This window comes from uncultured Dysosmobacter sp., assembly GCF_947631635.1.
Lineage (GTDB): Bacteria > Bacillota > Clostridia > Oscillospirales > Oscillospiraceae > Oscillibacter.
On record NZ_CANRMB010000010.1, the window covers coordinates 69727 to 87929 of the forward strand.

Sequence of the window (18203 nt, forward strand, 5' to 3'; positions counted from 1 at the left end):
CAAAACAAACAAAAAGGAGATCACGAACATGGCTATCAAGAAGTATTACGATTCCGACTGCAATCTGGGACTGCTGGACGGCAAGACCGTCGCGGTTATCGGCTTTGGCTCTCAGGGCCATGCCCATTCTGAAAACCTGGCCGAGAGCGGCGTGAACGTGGTCGTCGGCCTGCGCAAGGGCTCCGCCCACTGGGAAAAGGCGGCGAAGTTCGCCGAGACCTGCCCCAATTTCCGCGTGTGCGAAGTGGAAGAGGCTGCCAAAGCCGGCGACGTTGTGATGATGCTGGTGCCTGACGAGCTGTGCGCCGACATCTACAACAAGCAGGTCGCGCCCTACATGACCGAGGGCAAGACCCTAGCCTTTGCACACGGCTTCAACATCCACTTCAAGACCATCGTCCCCCCCCGCCAATGTGGACGTCATCATGATCGCCCCCAAGGGCCCCGGCCACACCGTCCGCAGCCAGTATCTGGAGGGCAAGGGCGTTCCCAGCCTGATCTGCGTGGAGCAGAACTTCACCGGCAAGGCCAAGGACGTGGCCCTGGCCTATGCCTCCGCCATCGGCGCCGGCCGTGCGGGCATCCTGGAGACCACCTTCAAGGAGGAGACCGAGACCGACCTCTTCGGTGAACAGGCCGTTCTGTGCGGCGGCGTGTGCGAGCTGATCGTCGCCGGGTTCGAGACCCTGGTGGAGGCCGGTTATGAGCCGGAGATGGCCTACTTCGAGACCTGCCATGAGATGAAGCTGATCATCGACCTGATCAACCAGGGCGGCATGGCGAAAATGCGCTACTCCGTCTCCAACACCGCTGAGTACGGGGACTACCGCACCGGCAAGCGCATCATCACCGAAGAGACCCGCAAGGAGATGAAGAAGATCCTGCGGGAGATCCAGGACGGCACCTTTGCCTCCGAGTTCCTGACGGAGATGAATCCCAACGGCGGCCGCCGCACCCACTTCCTGGCCCAGCGGCGCATGGCTGCCGACCACCTGATCGAGAAGGTGGGCGCGCAGCTCCGCGGCATGATGAGCTGGCTGAAGAAGTGAGCCAAAGCGCTCAAAAAAACGCGGCGCAGGCCGGGACCATCCGTGGCCTCCGGCCTGCCCGCAGATGGATAGAAATCTCATTTTACAGCGCGAAGCGCGTATGAAAAGGAGAGCACCATGCGCAGTGATAATGTGACAAAGGGCGCCGAGCGGGCGCCCAACCGCAGTTTGTTTTACGCCCTGGGCTATACGCCTGAGGATCTGAAAAAGCCGCTGATCGCCGTGGTCAGCGCCCACAGCGACATCGTTCCCGGCCACATGAACCTGGATAAGCTCACCGACGCCGTGAAGAGCGGCATCGAGGCCGCCGGCGGCACCCCCTTCATGGTGCCTGCCATCGGCGTGTGCGACGGCATCGCCATGGGCCATGTGGGCATGAAGTACAGCCTGGCCAGCCGGGAGCTGATCTGCGACAGCGTGGAGACCATGTTCATGGCCCACCAGTTCGACGGCATGGTCCTGGTGCCCAACTGTGACAAGATCGTGCCCGGCATGGTCATGGCGGCGGTGCGGATGAACGTGCCTGCCGTGGTCTGCTCCGGCGGCCCCATGCTGGCGGGCACCTATGACGGACAGGAGGTCAGCCTCTCCAAAATGTTTGAGGCCGTTGGCTCCTACAAGGCCGGGATGATCGACGAGGACCAGCTGGAGGACTGCACCCAGAACTGCTGCCCCGGCTGCGGCAGCTGCTCCGGCATGTACACCGCCAACAGCATGAACTGCCTGTGCGAGGCCATCGGCATCGGCCTGCCCGGCAACGGCACCATCCCTGCGGTATACAGCAAGCGGCTCCAGCTGGGCCGCCAGGCCGGCGCCGCCATCATGGAACTGGTCCGCAGGAACATCTGCGCCCGGGATATCATCAACGAGCGCAGCATCCGCAACGCCCTGACCTGCGACATGGCCCTGGGCTGCTCCACCAACACGGTGCTGCACCTGCTGGCCATTGCCCACGAGGCGGGGGTGCCTGTGGACCTGGCCCTGTTCAACGAGATCTCCGCCCAAACCCCCAACCTGTGCCACCTGGCGCCCGCCGGCCCCACCCATATGCCGGACCTGTACGCCGCCGGCGGCATCCCCGCCGTCCAGGCGGAGCTGGCCAAGCGGGATCTGCTGGACCTGGACTGCCTGACCGTCACCGGCAGGACTGTGGGCGAGAACATCAAACACGCCAAAAACAAAGACCACAGCGCCATCCGGCCCATCGAGGACCCGTACAGCGCCACCGGCGGCCTCCAGATCTTGTGGGGCAACCTGGCCCCCAACGGCTGTGTGGTCAAGCGCAGCGCCGTGGCCCCCGAGATGCAGGCCCACACCGGCCCCGCCCGGGTGTTTGACAGCGAGGAGAACGCCATCGCCGCCATCTATGCGGGCAGGATCGTCCCCGGCGATGTGGTGGTCATCCGCTACGAGGGCCCCAAGGGCGGTCCCGGTATGCGGGAGATGCTGAATCCCACCTCCGCCCTGGCGGGCATGGGCCTGGATAAGACTGTGGCCCTCATCACCGATGGCCGTTTCTCCGGCGCCAGCCGCGGCGCGTCCATCGGCCATGTCAGCCCGGAGGCCGCTTCCGGCGGCCCCATCGGCCTGGTGCGGGAGGGCGACCAGATCGCCATTGATATCCCCAATGCCTCCATTACCCTCCAGGTGTCCGAGGAGGAGCTGGCTGTCCGCAGGGCCGCCTATGTGCAGCCTGAGCCCAACATCACCACCGGCTGGCTCAGCCGCTATGCCCGCATGGTCACCAGCGCCGACGAGGGTGCGGTGCTGCGGTAAATCCCATTCAGGATGTGAGGAGCTTGCGATTTGAAGAGATGAAAAACCGGCTGGCGGGGCTGGTGATCTTTCGGGAGCTGCTGAAGGACCCCGTGGTCACGGCCTTCCGGGAGATGCTGGAGAGCCGCTGCCGGACGGACGGAGAGACCTTCACCGCCAGCTGCGCCGCTTTTGAGGCCGCGCTGTTTGAGTCCGGCGACAACTGGTCCATATACCTGCACAATATCGTGATGGAGAGCGAGAACGTCTGCATCCGGCATCAGGCCGCCGGCGGCGTCAGCCCGGTCCTGGAGACGACCCTGCGCCGGGAGCTGGCCTTTTTTGACGAGCTGTCCCAGGTGCGGCTGGAGACCTTGGCGGACGGTTTGGCCGGTGCCCCTGACTTTTTGGAGAGCTGGACCACCGCGCCAAGCGACATCTCCGGCGATTATATGCAGAGGATGCGGGAGGTCGGCTCCAAGGGCTACGGTATTTTTGCCCGCTACCATGTGTTCACTGTGGAGAATGGCCAGCTGACGCCGGTGAAATACCCGGACCCCCAGCGGCTGGAGGAGCTGCCGGGCTACGAGCGGGAGCGGGAGAAGGTCATCGCCAACACCCGCGCCCTGCTGGAGGGCAGGCCCGCCAACAACGTGCTGCTGTACGGCGACGCGGGCACCGGCAAGTCCAGCGCCATCAAGGCCATTGCCAACGCCTTTGCGGGCGAGGGCCTGCGGCTGGTGGAGGTGAAGAAAAACCAACTCTACCAGATCCCGGACCTGATGGACGCCCTGGCGGCCAACCCCCTGAAATTCATCCTGTTCATCGACGATCTGAGCTTTACCGCCAATGACGACAACTTCGCCGCCCTGAAGGCGATTTTGGAGGGCAGCGTGGGCGGACGGGCCCACAATATCGCGGTGTACGCCACCAGCAACCGCCGCCATCTCATCAAGGAGACCCTGACGGACCGCTCCGGCGACGACATCCATGAGAGCGATACCCGCCAGGAGCTGATGAGCCTCTCCGCGCGCTTCGGCCTGACCATCACCTTCGGCAGTCCCGACCGGGAGCGGTATCTCTACATCGTGGGGCAGCTGGCCCGGCAGTACGGCGTGGAGATGGAGGAGCGGGAGCTGGCGGTCCGCAGCGAGGCCTTTGCCATCCGTGCCGGCGGGCGAAGCGCCCGTGTGGCAAAGCAGTTCATCGAGCTGTGCAAGGCCGGTGTCTCCTGCTGAGAGAATACGAGAAAAAGGGAGGCATGTCCCATGCCCTTGGCAGTCTATTTGGAGCTGGCGGTCTCCGCCTGCGCAACGACCTTTTCCCCAGGGCCGAACAACATCCTGCTGCTGAGCAGCACCAGCACCCATGGCTTCCGCAAGTGCCTGCCGCTGCTCTTCGGCATCTGGACGGGCCTTCTGACCATCATGCTGGTCTGCGGCTTCGGCTGTGCCGCCCTGGGCGGGCTAGTGCCCCAGATCGTCCCCGTGGCAAAATATGTGGGCGCGGCGTACATCCTGTATCTGGCCTACCGCACGCTGCTGCGAAAGACCGGCAGCACTGGGGAAGGGGCGTCCAAGCCTCTGACCTACGCCAACGGCTTCCTGCTCCAGTTTTTGAATGTGAAGATCATGATGCTGGGCATCTCCTTTTATTCCAGCTTCATCATGCCCCACGGCTTTCGCGTATCCGCGGTGCTGGCCTTCGCGGTCATCATGGCGGTCTGCGCCGGAACGGGGAACGTGATCTGGGCCACCCTGGGAGCCATGCTGTTCCCCATCTACCAGCGGTACAACAAGGTCATCAATGTGATCATGGCGCTGCTGCTGGTGTGGTGCGCCTGGAAGATCGTCTCGATCTGACATCAAGATAGAGAAAAAGAGCGCCTGGTTTTGAAAAAACCAGGCGCCCTTTTTGCTGTATAAATGAAAACCACGGGCTAAGCCCGTGGTTCTAAAAAGGCTAAGCCTATGCGGAGAAAAATGAGAAGAAAAGAGACCAAAGAAAGCAACCAGGTTGAGTACAAGCACGAATATAGACATTGGAACTAAATGAAAAGAACCCAAGCAAGAAAAAGTCTCGGAGAGACGAAAAAGACTGCACCCCACCGCCGATAAAAATCGGCAGCAGGGCACAGATGCAGTAGAAATAAAATTCGAAAGCCTTTAGGCTTTGCCAGTAAAAGCCCCTTATAGGGGCGAGTGCAGGCCACCCGTTATACGGGTGGTCCTGACTGTCGGGCGAAACGCCGGCAGAGAAGCCCTCCGGCGGATAAAACGGCTTATTTCCGGACCATCAGCCGCTTCATACCGGCTTCCAGCCCCTCTGCGGAGAGGTCGTACATGTGGAACAGGTGCCCCAGCTGCAAGTGGGTCTGGCTCCAATAGTCCTCCCGGGTGGGCATGGGCTCCGGGTTCAGCCAGATCAGATAGGGATACTGCGCCCGAAACCGGGCCAGCCACTCCAGCCCGGAGGGACCGTATGTGCCCTGGCTCCAGTTGTACCGATGCTCCCGCAGCTCGTAAGGGCTCATGGCGGCGTCTCCCACGATGATGACCTTGTAGCTGCTGTCATAGTTTTTCAGCACCCAGTCTGTGGAGATGGTGCTGTCCCCCCGCAGGCCGGGGTGGGTGTAAAGCTCTCCGAAAATGCAGTTGTGAAAATAATAGGTGTGCAGCTCCTTGAAGTGGTTGGACTTCGTCGCCGCCTGGAACAGCATGCTGCAAAGTCCGGAATAGTAGTCCATGGAGCCGCCGGAGTCCATCAGGAGCAGGACTTTGACGGTGTTTTTCCGGGGATGCTGGTAGCGGATCTTCAAAGTTCCCGCGTTGTCGCAGGTGTCCCGGACGGTCCCGTCCACATCCAGCACCCTTTCCGCGCTGTCTGCCTGGGCAGACAGCTGCCGCAGAAGGCGGAAGGCCATCTGGAACTGCCGGGTGTCCAGGGTGTTGTCCTTGCGGAAGTCCCGGTATTTCCGCTCCCCGGCCACCATCATGGCGGTCCGGTGCTGGCTGCGCCCGCCGACGCGGATGCCGTTGGGATGCCAGCCGCTGTTGCCAAAGGGAGAGCGGCCCTGGGTGCCTACCCAGTAGCTGCCGCCGTTGTGTTCGGAGGTCTGCTCCTTCAGCCGCTCTTCCAGCAGCTTTAGCAGATCCTCCAGCGTCTCGTCCGGGAATCCCCGGGACCGCAGCTCCTCAATGGTGCGGTGCAGGTCCTCTGACGGGTGGTCCAGCCAGTCCAACAGCTCCTCGGGCAGCTCCCCCTGATAGGGCACGTCCCGGAAGAACTCCAGAAATACCTGGTCGAACCGGTCGTACTCGGTCTCATTCCGTACCAAGATGGCCCGGCAGAGGTGGTAGAAGCCGGTGAGACTGGAGTGGTGCAGGCCCTTTTCCATGCCCTCCAAAAGCGTCAGCCACTCATTCAGGGACACATGCAGGCCCCGCTGACGCAGCAGGTAAAAAAATGCAGCAAACATGGCCTTACCGCAGATTCCGGCGCAGGGTGTGCAGATCTTTATCCTTTTTCAGCAGAACGCCGGAAAAGGGGATCTCGGAGACGATGCGGTCCGGGTCGATGCCGCCGGCCACCAGTGCCCGCAGCCAGTCTACCAGCTCGGAGGTGCTGGGCTTTTTTTCAATGTCCCGCAGCTGCCGCACCCAATAGAAGGCGGCCAGCGCCTGCTGGACCAGGTGCTCCTCCAATTGCCCGAAGTGGACACGGAGGATCTGCTCCATCTGCGCCTGCTCCGGAAATTCGATGTAGTGGAACACGCACCGGCGCAAAAAGGCGTCCGGCAGCTCCTTCTCCGCGTTGGAGGTGATGATGACGATGGGCCGCTGGCGGGCCCTGACGGTCTCCTGGGTCTCGGGGATATAGAACTCCATCTGGTCCAGCTCCCACAGCAGGTCGTTGGGGAACTCCAGGTCCGCCTTGTCGATCTCGTCGATCAGCAGGACCACCTGCTCGTCGGACTGGAAGGCCTCGCCCAGCTTGCCCAGCTTGATATAGCGGGCGATGTCGTCCACGCCGTGGGTGCCGAACTGGCTGTCGTACAGCCGCTGCACCACGTCGTAGACATACAGGCCGTCCTGGGCCTTGGTGGTGGATTTCACATTCCAGATGATGAGCTTCTTGCCCAGGGCATCCGCCACGGCTTGAGCCAGCATGGTCTTGCCGGTGCCGGGTTCGCCCTTGATCAGCAGGGGCTTTTGCAGGGTGACGGCGATGTTGACGGCGCCCATCAGCTCGTCAGACGCCACATAATGACTGCTTCCGGTAAAAGTTTGATCCATAATAAATACCTCTTGTTATATAAATGAAAAATCATACGAGACGTATTTGCAGGGCCGGTTCACCGGGCGGAGCGGAACCGGGGCAGCCAGACCCGCAGGATGGAGGAGATCAGCATGGCGCCCACGGACAGGGCGGCGGCAAAGCCCAGGGTGTGCAGCAGCGTGGACAGAAACAGAGGAGTCTCCCCCGCGATGCAGTACTGCATGGCCCGATAGATGCCCGCGCCGGGGACCAGCGGGAGCAGCGCCACCTGTAAATACCCGGTGACAGGGCAGTGCCGGATGCGGGCCATCAGCTCGGAGTAGGCGCTGATGGACATGGCCGCCAGAAAGGCGGAGAAGATGTCCGAGTGGAGAGCGCCCAGGGACAGCAGGTAGATCAGCCAGCCCAGGGCCGCCCCCAGTCCGCAGATCAGGATGCCGATGCCCTGGATGTTGAACTCGATGCCGAAGCCCACGCAGGCAAGAAAAGCCCACAGGCAGGGGAGCAGGTATGCGTCCGTCACCGCCTGGGCGGGCGGGGCGGCGTCCCAAAGTCCCTGCCCGGCCAGAAGCGGCAGGGCGGTGCCCAGGGCGATGGCGGTGGCCACCAGCAGCGTTTCGGCGGTGCGGGTGAGGCCGGAGATCAGGTCCCCGGCCATGATCTCCCGCATGGCGTTGGTCAGCGCCATGCCGGGCACCAGGACCATCAGCGTGGCGATGGTGATGATATCCGGGCTTCGGCCCCAGCCGATTTGGACCAGGACCAGAGCCAGCAGGGAGGCCACCGCGGCGCACACCGCTGTGCGGAAAAAGATGTTGGAGCCGATAAACGCCTGACCGAACAGAACGCAGATGCCCACCGCCAGACCGGCGATGGCGGCGCAGAGAAGATCCCGGACACCGCCGTTGAAAAAGAGGGCGAAAAAGGCGGGGGCCATCATATAGCCCAGAAGGACCACGCGGGGAGAAAAGCTCCGGCAGCGGTCCGCCAGACCGTCCACCAGCCGCTGGGCCTCCTCCACCGGAGGCGTCTCCCGGCACAGGCGGCGGCACAGGTCGTTGCACCGCTCCAGAAGCTCAATGTCCGTGCCGTGGGCGGGGATGCGGTACATCTGCGTGAGGGGCGTTCCATCCGGCGTGTTGATGCTGACGATCAGGCAGCTGGGGATGGAAAAGACCTGGGGGTCCAGCCCATAGGCGGTCAGCAGGCGGCTCACGGATTCCTCCACCCGGTAGATCTCCGCCCCGCTGGCCATCAGCTGTCGGCCCAGCTGGGCGCCCATTTGCAGCAGTTTATAGTAATCCATGTGCGGCCTCCCCGTGGATATCGTCAACGCAGTTGAAAAGGCGCGTGAGCGTTGCCTGTGAAATCAAGCACGGAGGACCCCATATGCGGTCTCCAGTGCTGCGCAGCAGCGATACATGAAAAAGATTCTTTCCAACTGTACCGGCTGCAACACTCTCAAGATACCATGTTTTTGCAAAAATGCAAGGGGAAAGACCGGATGAGAGCTGTTTCGGGCCGCCAAAGAGACTCTTTGATATCCGCCGTGCGTAAAACGCACAGGGACTGCTCGTAAAAGCGGGCGCACAGATGGCATTCATCTGTGCGCCCTTTGTGCAAGCTGTGGAAAACAAAGCGAAAGCGCGGCGGGGACACATGCCCGCTGGCGGTCATGTCATTTTCAGGATCTGCACCTCATAGATGCAGTCCTTGAAGCTGGTGAAGTTGTCCTCATATTCATTGGCCAAAGCCAGGCACGGCGCTGTCTCATCCCGAAAATACCGGCGGACGAAGGTGTTGTCAAAAGGCTCCGCCAGAATGCGGGACTGAATACAGAAATAGGTGCCCGCCGGGATGCGCATGAAATGGGGATGCTGGATCTTCGGCATCTCCCGCAGGTATACAAAGTAATGGGTGGGGACGATCTTCCCGGCTATCAGAGAGGGAAAATCCAGCAGATACCCGACTTGCCGCAGAAAATGCACATCGGAGAGAAGCTCGCTGTGCTGCAGCTTGGTCAGCCGCTGACCCGCGGTGCCATAGATATCCTCGCCGGGGAGCAGAGGCTCCGCCAGAATATACCGCTCCGGCTCTTTCGCCTTATAGGGCAGGTCGTTATAGTTATAGTAGTCGATGTGATTGTAGTAATCCACATAACAATCCAGCTCGTCCAGCAATTCCCGCAGATGGTCCAGCTCCGCCTGCATGGCATGCCGCCGCCGGAGCAGGAACTGCTTGAACTGCCCGGTATCATTGGAGGCCAGCGCCTCCCGGATATCGTCCAGCCGGAACCCAAAGCGCTGTAAGTACTTGACCCGGGCGATATAGTGGATCTGGTCATAGCTGTAATAGCGGTAGCCCGTCTTTTGATCGGTATAGTAGGGGACCACGATTTCGTGCTTGTCGTAAAAACGGATCGTCTGAGGGGACATATTCAAAAGCGCGGCGACCTCACCGATGGTATAACGTTCTTTCATTGGGACACCTCCCTGCGTATCAGTATGACAAAAAAAATCAGAAAAGTCTATACCTAACTAGAAGGTTTGACAAAAAAGTCTTTCAAAAAATGGGCTGATACAACAAAGTTGGGCGGCAGAATTTTGTGAAAATTCCCAAAGAATTTCGGTTGACTTTATAGCGTGGAAAAGTTCTACTCTGGCAGCAGAGGAAGTCGCAAACCCTTTTAATCAAGAGAAAAAGAAGAGAAAGAGAGGAAACTACACATGACATTTATCGATTTCCTGTACAAGCTGGACGGCTGGGTCTGGGGAAAGCCTCTGCTGGTCCTGGTGTTCGTCCTTGGCGTCTACTACATGGTCAAGGGCAAATTCTTTCCCTTTGTACACTTTGGACATGCGGTGAAAAACACCGTCCTGGCTGAAAGCGCGGAATCCGGCAAGAGCGGTGACGGCAAGATCTCTCCCTATCGGGCGTTCTGCCTGGCATTGGGCGGCGCCGTCGGCATGGGCAACATCTCCGGCGTAGCCACCTCCATCGCGGTCGGCGGCCCTGGCGCCATTTTCTGGATGTGGGTCTGGGCCTTCTTCGGCATGATGATCAAGACCGCCGAGACCTCTTTGGGCCTGTATTACCGCCACAAGGAGGCTGACGGCAAATACAGCGGCAGCGCCATGCACTACATGGAGCGCGGCATCAAGGGCGAGATGGGCCTGAAGTTCGGCAAACCGCTGGCTGTGCTGTTTGCAATCTCCCTGTTCCTGATGGTGGTCCAGGGCAGCGGCGCCTACACCGTGGGCGAGACGCTGAACGCTTCCTTCGGCCTGAACCTCATGGCTGTAGTCATCGTCTATGTGCTCTTCGTCGTGTACCTGCTGATCCGCGGCGAAAACGCCATTGGCAGGGTGGCGGAGAAGCTGGTCCCCGTTATGTGCGGCGCCTATCTGCTGGCCACCATTGTTATCCTGCTGCTGAACATCACCTATCTTCCTACGATGTTTGCGGAGATCTTCAAGGGTGCCTTTACCGGCACTGCTGCCGTGGGTGGTTTTGCCGGCTCTGCGGTCTCTCTGACGATCCGCCAGGGCGTTTCCCGGTCCGTGTACTCCAATGAGGCCGGTAACGGCACCTCTCCCCTGATCCACGGCTCCGCCGACACCGTTCATCCTGTCCGTCAGGGCCTCTGGGGCGCTGTGGAAGTGTTCTGCGACACCCTGATCGTCTGCACCTGCTCCGGCCTTGCCATTCTGGCCACCGGAACCTGGAGTTCCGGCGTCAGCGGCGCGCCTCTGGGCGTTCTGGCCTTCACCACCGCCTTTGGCGGATTCGGAAAATACTTCCTCGGCGTCATGACGATCCTCTTCGCATTCACCACGTCTACCACTTGGTATATCTTCTACCAGAATATCCTGACGTACCTCCTGGAAAAGTGGCCCAATGCCCAGAAGGTCGCTCACAAGATCTTTGCCGTTGCCTTCCCGCTGATCATGGTTGGCAATGCGGCGCTGGTGTACTATTCCAATTCCGACGCCACGCTGTTCTGGACCATCGTCAGCATCGTCACCGGATTCCCGCTGTTCTTTAATGCCCTGGCCCTGTTTGTCCTGCGCAAGAAGTTCTGGGCGCTGCTCAAGGACTATAAGGCCCGCTATATGGGGATCGGCGAGGTGGACCCGAACTTCCATGTCTTTGCGGAGGATGATCCGGAGGTCATGGCGAAGATCAACAAAAACCTCAAGAATTCCTGAGCAAACCACCTGCAAAACCACGAGCTTTCAATAAGGAGAAATATACTATGCCTGAATATTCCGTTAGCACAGAGGCCCTGTATCAGGGCAACCATATCCGGGGAATGGAGATGCACCCGGAGACCATTCCCTGCTTCCTGACCACCGCCTTCACCATGAAGGGGTTCAAGGAGGTCCAGGAGACCTATGACACCAAGGGCTATACCTACATCCGCACCCGCAACCCCAACCGCACCGCCCTGGGAGAGGTCATCTCCTGCCTGGAGGGCGGCGAGGAGTCCCTGGTCTTTTCCTCCGGCATGGGCGCCATCACCACGACCCTGATGGCGCTGCTGGAGCCCGGCGACCATGTGATCTGCAACGCCAACATCTACGGCGAGACCTTCTGCGTCATGACCCAGATCTTGAAAAAGTGCGGGGTGGAGGTGACCTTCGTGGACTATCAGAACACAGAGGACATCGCCAAGGCCGTGCGGCCCAACACCAAGCTGATCTACTCCGAGGTGTTCTCCAATCCCACGCTGACGCTGGTGGACCTGCGCGCGGTGTCCGCGCTCGCCCATCAAAACGGCGCGCTGCTGATGGTGGACAACACCTTCACCAGCCCCATCGCCATCCGGCCCATCGACTTCGGCGCAGATATCGTGATCAACAGCCTGACCAAGTTCCTCAACGGCCACAGCGACGCCGTGGGCGGCGCCGTGACCACCACCCAGGCCCTGTGCGACAAGATTCAGTCGGTGGCCATGCTGCTGGGCACCCCCGGCGATCCCTTCAGCTCCTGGCTGATCCACCGGGGCATCAACACCGCCTCCGTGCGGATCCCCCAGCAGATGCACACGGCGGAGCGGCTGGCCCAGGTGCTGTCCCAGAACAAGCACGTCTCCAAGGTCAACCATCCCAGCCTGCCCACCTATCCCCAGAAGGAGCTGGCGGACAGCATGTTCGGCAAGAACGGATACTGCGCCATGCTGAGCTTCATCGTGCCGGAGGACCTGGAAAAGATCGACCAGTTCATGCTGGCGCTGAAGTTCCCCCGCTACGCCCCCACTCTGGGCGGCCTGCACACCACCCTCAGCCACCCCGTTACATCCTCCCACATGGGCGTGCCTGACGAGACCCGGCGGAAGATGGGCATCACCCCCGGCATGATCCGCGTCTCCGTGGGCATCGAGGATGCCGACGACCTGGCGGCGGATTTCGAGAACGCGCTGAAGGTTTTCGACTGATAAAAACAAGGCATTACCTCCACAGAAGGGCGGTCCCCTCACGGACCGCCCCGCTCCAAAACGGATTTCAGGCAAGTGATCCTGCCGCAAGGTTTATGAAAAAATTCGCATAGGGCGCCCTATGCGTTTGCTCTATTTTCAATAGAGCAAAATGAGCTTTGTATTGCTTCAACACATTTAAAACTGCAACAGGAGGAAGATTCCCATGGCACAGATGTTTGAGATGATGATGTTGATTTGTTTCGGCATATCCTGGCCGCTTAATATCGTGAAGTCGCTCCGCTCGCATACAGCGAAAGGTAAAAGTTTGCTGTTTGAAATCTGCATAGTTACAGGGTATTGTTTCGGCTTAGCTGGAAAGTTTATCAGCGGAAATGTGACCTATGTGGCGGTATTCTATGTGTTGGACATTTTGATGGTTTCTACGGACCTTATCTTGACTTGCCGCAATCGGAAACTAGACCATTTGGCAAAAGTCAAGTTCGGAGAAATTGATTCTCTAGGCACCTCAAAACCAATAGGCATTTGAACTATTCAAGAAAAATACAAGGAGGAAAACGGTCATGGGTAAAGGAAAAGGTCTCAAGAAAAGCAGAGTTCCGCATGTATGTGTCATTATTGTTTTAATTATTCTGCTTGCGGCGGTATTGACATATGTGGTTCCGGCTGGCTCCTATGAGCGGTATAAGGATGAGGATACGGGACGAACGTTAGTTGTCTCGGATAGTTACACGACTATCGAGCGCACACCGGTTACACCTTTTGCTGTTTTGAAATCTATCCCGCAGGGCATGGTTGAGAGCGCTAATGTTATTTTCATGGTGCTCCTCTATGGCGGTGCTTTTGGCATCATCAATAGTACAGGGGTTATTGAGCTTGGATTAAAAAGCCTGATTAAAAAAATGCGTGGGGCCGCGATTTTGCTGATTCCCATTATGATTATCCTGTTTGCGGCCATGGGAGGCTTCCTGGGACTGACTACCAGTGCGGTTGTTTTTGTCCCCATATGTATTTCAATAGCCAGGGCTTTGGGCTTTGACGCGATGGTGGGAGTAGCCATGGTAAACTTGGGTATCATGGCTGGATTTACGGCTGGTCCCACCAATATGTATAGTACAGGTGTTGCGCAGGGCATTGCGGAGCTACCGCTGTTTTCTGGAATGGGCCTCCGTATGGCGCTGTTTGCGCTTCTGGTGGGCACGGCCATCCTTTATGTGCTGTACTATGGGCGAAAGATCAAGAAGAATCCGGAGACCAGTTTGGTATACCAGCAGGAATTGGATTATAAAAACACCGAAGCCAAGGAAGCTGAACTGGAAAGCAATTTTACCGCGCGGAAAAAAGTCGTTTTAACGGCCCTTCTGCTGGGATTTGTTCTGTTGATTGTGGGAATTCTGAAATTGGGTTGGACATCTGGCACGGCAATCAGCGCTTATCTTATTGGCCTTTCCGTGGTAGTCGGATTCATAGACGGGAAGAATGGCGATGAACTGTCCGTGGATTTCATTGCGGGCGCAAAGAGCGTTTTGATGGGTGCGCTGCTTATCGGTTTGGCAAGGGCGGCTTTGGTTGTGCTGACTGAGGGCAATATTATTGACACATTCCTCTATGGCGCGGCCAACATTCTTGGACGGTTTTCTCCGGTCATTGGTATCATTCTCATGTTCACATTCCAGTGGCTCTTCAACTTCTTGGTGAATTCTGGAAGCGGCCAAGCCGCCGCGACCATGCCGCTGATGGTTCCGCTTGGAGATCTGATTGGCGTGACACGCCAGACCTCCGTGCTGGCTTTCCAAATGGGTGATGGCCTCAGCAATCTGATTTTCCCCACTTCCGGCACACTGATGGCGAATCTGTCCATAGCAAATATTTCCTATGACAAATGGGTGAAATGGGTGGCTCCCTTTATGGCGATTACTTTTGTGGAGTCGTGTTTATTCCTGGTTCTGTGTGTACAATTCGGCGTAGGCCCATTTTGATTGTGAATAGGAGTATAGGATGGATACACAGGAGATAAGAAAACTTGCGGAAACTTATCGCGACTATGCGGTGGAGGCAAGACGTTGGTTCCACTCCCACGCGGAGTTGAGCAATCAAGAATTTCAAACTACAGAATATATTATCCGGCAGTTGGAAGAGATGGGGATTCCATATGTCACCCCTGGGAACACTGGCGCTATTGGAATTATTTCCGGTATTCAGCCCGGTCCAGTTTTGGGTATCCGGGCCGATATTGACGCGCTTCCAATTCAGGAGTTGAGCGATGTTCCATACCGTTCGATGTATGATGGTGTCATGCATGCCTGCGGTCATGACGCTCATGCGGCAAGTCTGCTTGGAACCGCGCAGATATTGAACCAACTAAAGGACCGCTTTCATGGTACAGTAAAATTAATTTTTCAGCCCGCGGAAGAATATTTCCCCAGTGGAGCTTTGACCATGATGGGAAAGGGTGACCTGGATGACTGTGACGCAATAATCGGTGCTCACACGGGAGGCCTCATTCCCAGTGGAAAGGTCAATGTAGAGCCAGGCCCAAGAATGGCGTCTTCCGCCAGTGTCAATATCCATGTCAAAGGGCAGGGAGGACATGGCGGACGCCCCCATGAAGCCATAGATGCAATTGTTGTAGCTGCGGCAATTATTATGAATCTGCAAACAGTGGTCAGCCGGGAATTGAACATCAACAATTCAGCGGTGCTGTCTATTGGGACTTTGCAGGCGGGAACCGCCAAAAATATTATTGCTGAAGACGCCTATATGACGGGCACTCTGCGGTATTTTGATCCCGAACTAATCAAAACGCTGGAAGCATCTGTGCAAAGAGTCGCCTCCAATACTGCTGCGGCCTATCGTGCGACCGCAGAAGTAGAGATCGTTCCGGGCCTTCCAGCGGTGATTAATGACTATGCCCTGGCTGAACTTGCTGAGAAGACGGCCATTGATCTTTTTGGAAAGGACAACATCATACCGCTGTCAAAAGTTTGTGGAACGGATGATTTTGCGTACTATGCTGATAAAGCGCCTATTCTCTATGCTAGAATCGGCGTGATGAACGAAGAAAAAGTTCAGGCTGTGCCTCTTCATAATCCCAGATTTGATATTGATGAGGATTATCTCGTGCAGGCAATGGAGTTCTTTTCCGCATTTGCGCTCCGCTACAACAACCGCTGAACCGCTTTATAAGCGTTCCTCTCTCTTTCCCTCTGGCAGACCGGCTGGCCCTTTGGGCCAGCCGGTCTGTCCATTTTGATTGAAAACCGATATCTCCCTCGCGGCACGCAAAAACCGCGGGGGATTTTTTGCGCCCTCCGCGCATGAAAACGGAAAAAACAGAAACCCTATTCCAGAACAAGCGCAACACATTTTGACCCTGAAAAGGAGTGAGCCTATTGGAGACGGGAATCCATAATACCTCCGAGATCGGGCGGCTGAAAAAGGTCATGCTGCACCGCCCCGGCATGGAGCTGGAGAACCTGATGCCGGAATATCTGGAACGGCTGCTGTTTGACGATATCCCCTACCTGCGGGAGGCCCAGCGGGAGCACGACGCCTTCGCGGACTGCCTGCGGAACCAAGGGGTGGAGGTGGTCTATCTGACGGACCTGGTGGTCCAGTCCCTGACCTCCGACGAGGTGCGGCAGGATCTGATCCGCCAGTTTTTGGACGAATCCGGCGTGCGGGATGACCGGACACGGGGCGTCCTGACGGATCTTCTGGAAAAAATGCCGGACAAGGAGATGGTGTCCACCATGATGGCCGGTATCCGCAAGAGCCAGCTGCGGGCCCAGAGCGGGAAGCTGGGCGACTACCTGTCCGCCGTGGAGGACGACTATCCCTTTGCAGTGGACCCCATGCCCAACCTGTATTTCACCCGAGACCCCTTTGCCACCATCGGCACCGGCGTGTCCATCCACAAGATGCACACCGCCACCCGGAACCGGGAGACGCTGTTCGGCAAATTCATCTTTGAACACCATCCGGAGTATATGCACGCGCCCCGCTGGTACGACCGGGGGGAGACCTCCTCTCTGGAGGGCGGCGATATCCTGGTGCTGTCCCCCCAGGTGCTGGCGGTGGGCATCTCCCAGCGGACCCATGAGGACTCCATCGACCAGCTGGCGGAGACGGTCCTCTCCCAGAGCAAGACCTTCCGGAAGGTCCTGGCCTTCAACATCCCCAAGACCCGGTCCTTTATGCACCTGGACACCGTGTTTACCATGGTGGACCGGGACAAATTCACCGTCCATCCCAATATCCTCTCCAGCATCACCGTGTTCGTCATGGAGATGGACGAGGACCGCAGGATGAAGATCCGCCAGGAGGATGGACGGCTGGAGGATATTCTGAAGGAGCATTTGAATCTGGACAAGGTGACGCTGATCCCCTGCGGCCAGGGCAGCGAGATCGATGCCGCCCGGGAGCAGTGGAGCGACGGCAGCAACACTTTGGCCATTGGCCCCGGCGAGGTGGTGGTGTACTCCCGGAACTATGTCACCAACCGCTCCCTGGAGGAGGCGGGCATTCGCATCCACACCATTCCCAGCGCGGAGCTGAGCCGCGGCCGGGGCGGCCCGAGATGCATGTCCATGCCCCTTTGGAGAGAGGACCCGTGAAAAATCGGGGATTGGGGATCTGCTTCCAAGATCCTGATTTCTAATTGAATGAAGAGGAGAACTGATTTATGGCAGTCAATTTAAAAGGCCGGAGCTTTTTGACTCTGGAGGACTTTACCCCCGCGGAGATCCGCTACCTGCTGGATCTGGGCCACGACCTGAAGGCCAAGCGCCGGGCGGGCATCTGCGAGCCCACCTTAAAGGGCAAGCACATCGTGCTGCTGTTTGAAAAGACCTCCACCCGCACCCGCTGCTCTTTCGAGGTGGCGGCCACCCAGGAGGGTGCCCACGTCACTTATTTGGACGCGGGCAGCTCCCAGATGGGCAAGAAGGAGTCTCTGGAGGACTCCGCCAAGGTGCTGGGCCGCTTCTTTGACGGCATCGAGTACCGGGGCTACGACCAGAAGAACGTGGAGGACCTGGCGAAGTACGCCGGTGTTCCCGTGTGGAACGGCCTCACCGACGCGGACCACCCCACCCAGATCCTGGCGGACATGATGACCATTGAGGAGCACTGCCACAAGCCCCTGAACAAGGTCAAGGTGGTGTTCCCCGGCGACGTGCGGAACAACATGTGCTACGCCTGGATGATCGGCGCAGCGAAGATGGGTATGCACTTCGTGGCCATGGGACCGGAGGAACTGGCCAAGGAGATGGACAAGGACCTCATCAAGCGGGTATTCGCCACCGCCCGGGAGAACGGCGGCCTCATCGAGATCACGGACAACAAGAACGACTTCAAGGACGCGGACGTCATCTACGGCGACATCTGGGCCTCCATGGGCGAGGAGGAGCTGATCCCCAAGCGGGCGGAGCTGCTGTCCCCCTTCCGGGTGACGGAGGAGACCCTGAAGGCCACCGGAAACCCCAATGTGCTGTATATGCACTGCCTGCCCTCCTTCCACGACTTTGAGACCAAGCTGGCCAAGGAGTGGAAGGACAAGGGTGTGGACATCCGGGAGGTCACCGACGAGGTGTTCCGCAGCCGCAGCAGCGTGGTGTTCGACGAGGCGGAGAACCGGATGCACTCCATCAAGGCGGTCATGGTGGCGACCATCGGAAAATAAG

The 18203-nt window shown here is 58.5% G+C and carries 14 protein-coding genes and 1 pseudogene; 11 read left to right on the top strand and 4 right to left on the bottom strand.

Translation table 11 applies throughout. The annotated features are described in order from the left end of the window. Positions 1-28 precede the first annotated feature (28 nt). The 4 genes and pseudogenes from ilvC to Q0Z71_RS07280 all read left to right on the top strand — a co-directional run bounded on the left by ilvC (position 29) and on the right by Q0Z71_RS07280 (position 4666). Positions 29-1049 (top strand): annotated as a pseudogene (gene ilvC / locus Q0Z71_RS07265) (ketol-acid reductoisomerase). A gap of 117 nt (positions 1050-1166) precedes the next feature. Continuing rightward, entirely contained in the window at positions 1167-2825 is a 1659-nt protein-coding gene (gene ilvD / locus Q0Z71_RS07270; RefSeq protein WP_298020154.1) for a dihydroxy-acid dehydratase, read from the top strand. A 23-nt stretch (positions 2826-2848) separates the two neighbouring features. Then, positions 2849-4042 carry an ATP-binding protein gene (locus tag Q0Z71_RS07275; RefSeq protein ID WP_363316689.1) on the top strand — a complete coding sequence of 398 codons (1194 nt, stop codon included), beginning with the start codon at positions 2849-2851 and terminating at the stop codon, positions 4040-4042. 30 nt (positions 4043-4072) lie between these two features. Further along, a complete protein-coding gene (locus tag Q0Z71_RS07280; protein ID WP_298020157.1) occupies positions 4073-4666 on the top strand; it encodes a LysE family transporter in 594 nt (197 codons plus the stop codon). 419 nt (positions 4667-5085) lie between these two features. Here the strand turns inward: Q0Z71_RS07280 and Q0Z71_RS07285 are convergent, their stop codons facing one another. From Q0Z71_RS07285 to Q0Z71_RS07300, 4 genes are all read right to left on the bottom strand, one after another. Beyond that, positions 5086-6282, bottom strand: a complete 1197-nt coding sequence (locus Q0Z71_RS07285; protein ID WP_298020160.1) for a VWA domain-containing protein — start codon at positions 6280-6282, stop codon at positions 5086-5088. A gap of 4 nt (positions 6283-6286) precedes the next feature. Further along, positions 6287-7099 (bottom strand): MoxR family ATPase, encoded by an 813-nt coding sequence (locus Q0Z71_RS07290; protein WP_298020163.1) that lies wholly within the window; start codon positions 7097-7099, stop codon positions 6287-6289. A 59-nt stretch (positions 7100-7158) separates the two neighbouring features. Then, positions 7159-8388 carry a threonine/serine exporter ThrE family protein gene (locus Q0Z71_RS07295; protein ID WP_298020168.1) on the bottom strand — a complete coding sequence of 410 codons (1230 nt, stop codon included), beginning with the start codon at positions 8386-8388 and terminating at the stop codon, positions 7159-7161. 367 nt (positions 8389-8755) lie between these two features. Further along, positions 8756-9562, bottom strand: coding sequence for a MerR family transcriptional regulator (locus Q0Z71_RS07300; RefSeq protein ID WP_298020171.1), 807 nt, complete (start codon positions 9560-9562; stop codon positions 8756-8758). Between the two features lie 246 nt (positions 9563-9808). Between Q0Z71_RS07300 and Q0Z71_RS07305 the strand changes: the two genes are divergently transcribed. From Q0Z71_RS07305 to argF, 7 genes are all read left to right on the top strand, one after another. Then, entirely contained in the window at positions 9809-11290 is a 1482-nt protein-coding gene (locus tag Q0Z71_RS07305; protein WP_298020175.1) for a sodium:alanine symporter family protein, read from the top strand. 47 nt (positions 11291-11337) lie between these two features. Next, entirely contained in the window at positions 11338-12519 is a 1182-nt protein-coding gene (locus Q0Z71_RS07310; RefSeq protein ID WP_298020178.1) for a PLP-dependent aspartate aminotransferase family protein, read from the top strand. Between the two features lie 205 nt (positions 12520-12724). Next, positions 12725-13048, top strand: coding sequence for a hypothetical protein (locus Q0Z71_RS07315; protein WP_298020182.1), 324 nt, complete (start codon positions 12725-12727; stop codon positions 13046-13048). Positions 13049-13082: 34 nt separating this feature from the next. After that, positions 13083-14498, top strand: a complete 1416-nt coding sequence (locus Q0Z71_RS07320) for a YfcC family protein (protein WP_298020185.1) — start codon at positions 13083-13085, stop codon at positions 14496-14498. Between the two features lie 19 nt (positions 14499-14517). Continuing rightward, a complete protein-coding gene (locus Q0Z71_RS07325) occupies positions 14518-15693 on the top strand; it encodes a M20 family metallopeptidase (RefSeq protein WP_298020188.1) in 1176 nt (391 codons plus the stop codon). 218 nt (positions 15694-15911) lie between these two features. Further along, positions 15912-17135 carry an arginine deiminase gene (gene arcA, locus Q0Z71_RS07330; RefSeq protein WP_298020191.1) on the top strand — a complete coding sequence of 408 codons (1224 nt, stop codon included), beginning with the start codon at positions 15912-15914 and terminating at the stop codon, positions 17133-17135. Positions 17136-17203: 68 nt separating this feature from the next. Further along, positions 17204-18202, top strand: coding sequence for an ornithine carbamoyltransferase (gene argF, locus Q0Z71_RS07335; protein WP_298020193.1), 999 nt, complete (start codon positions 17204-17206; stop codon positions 18200-18202). Position 18203: the final 1 nt, after the last annotated feature.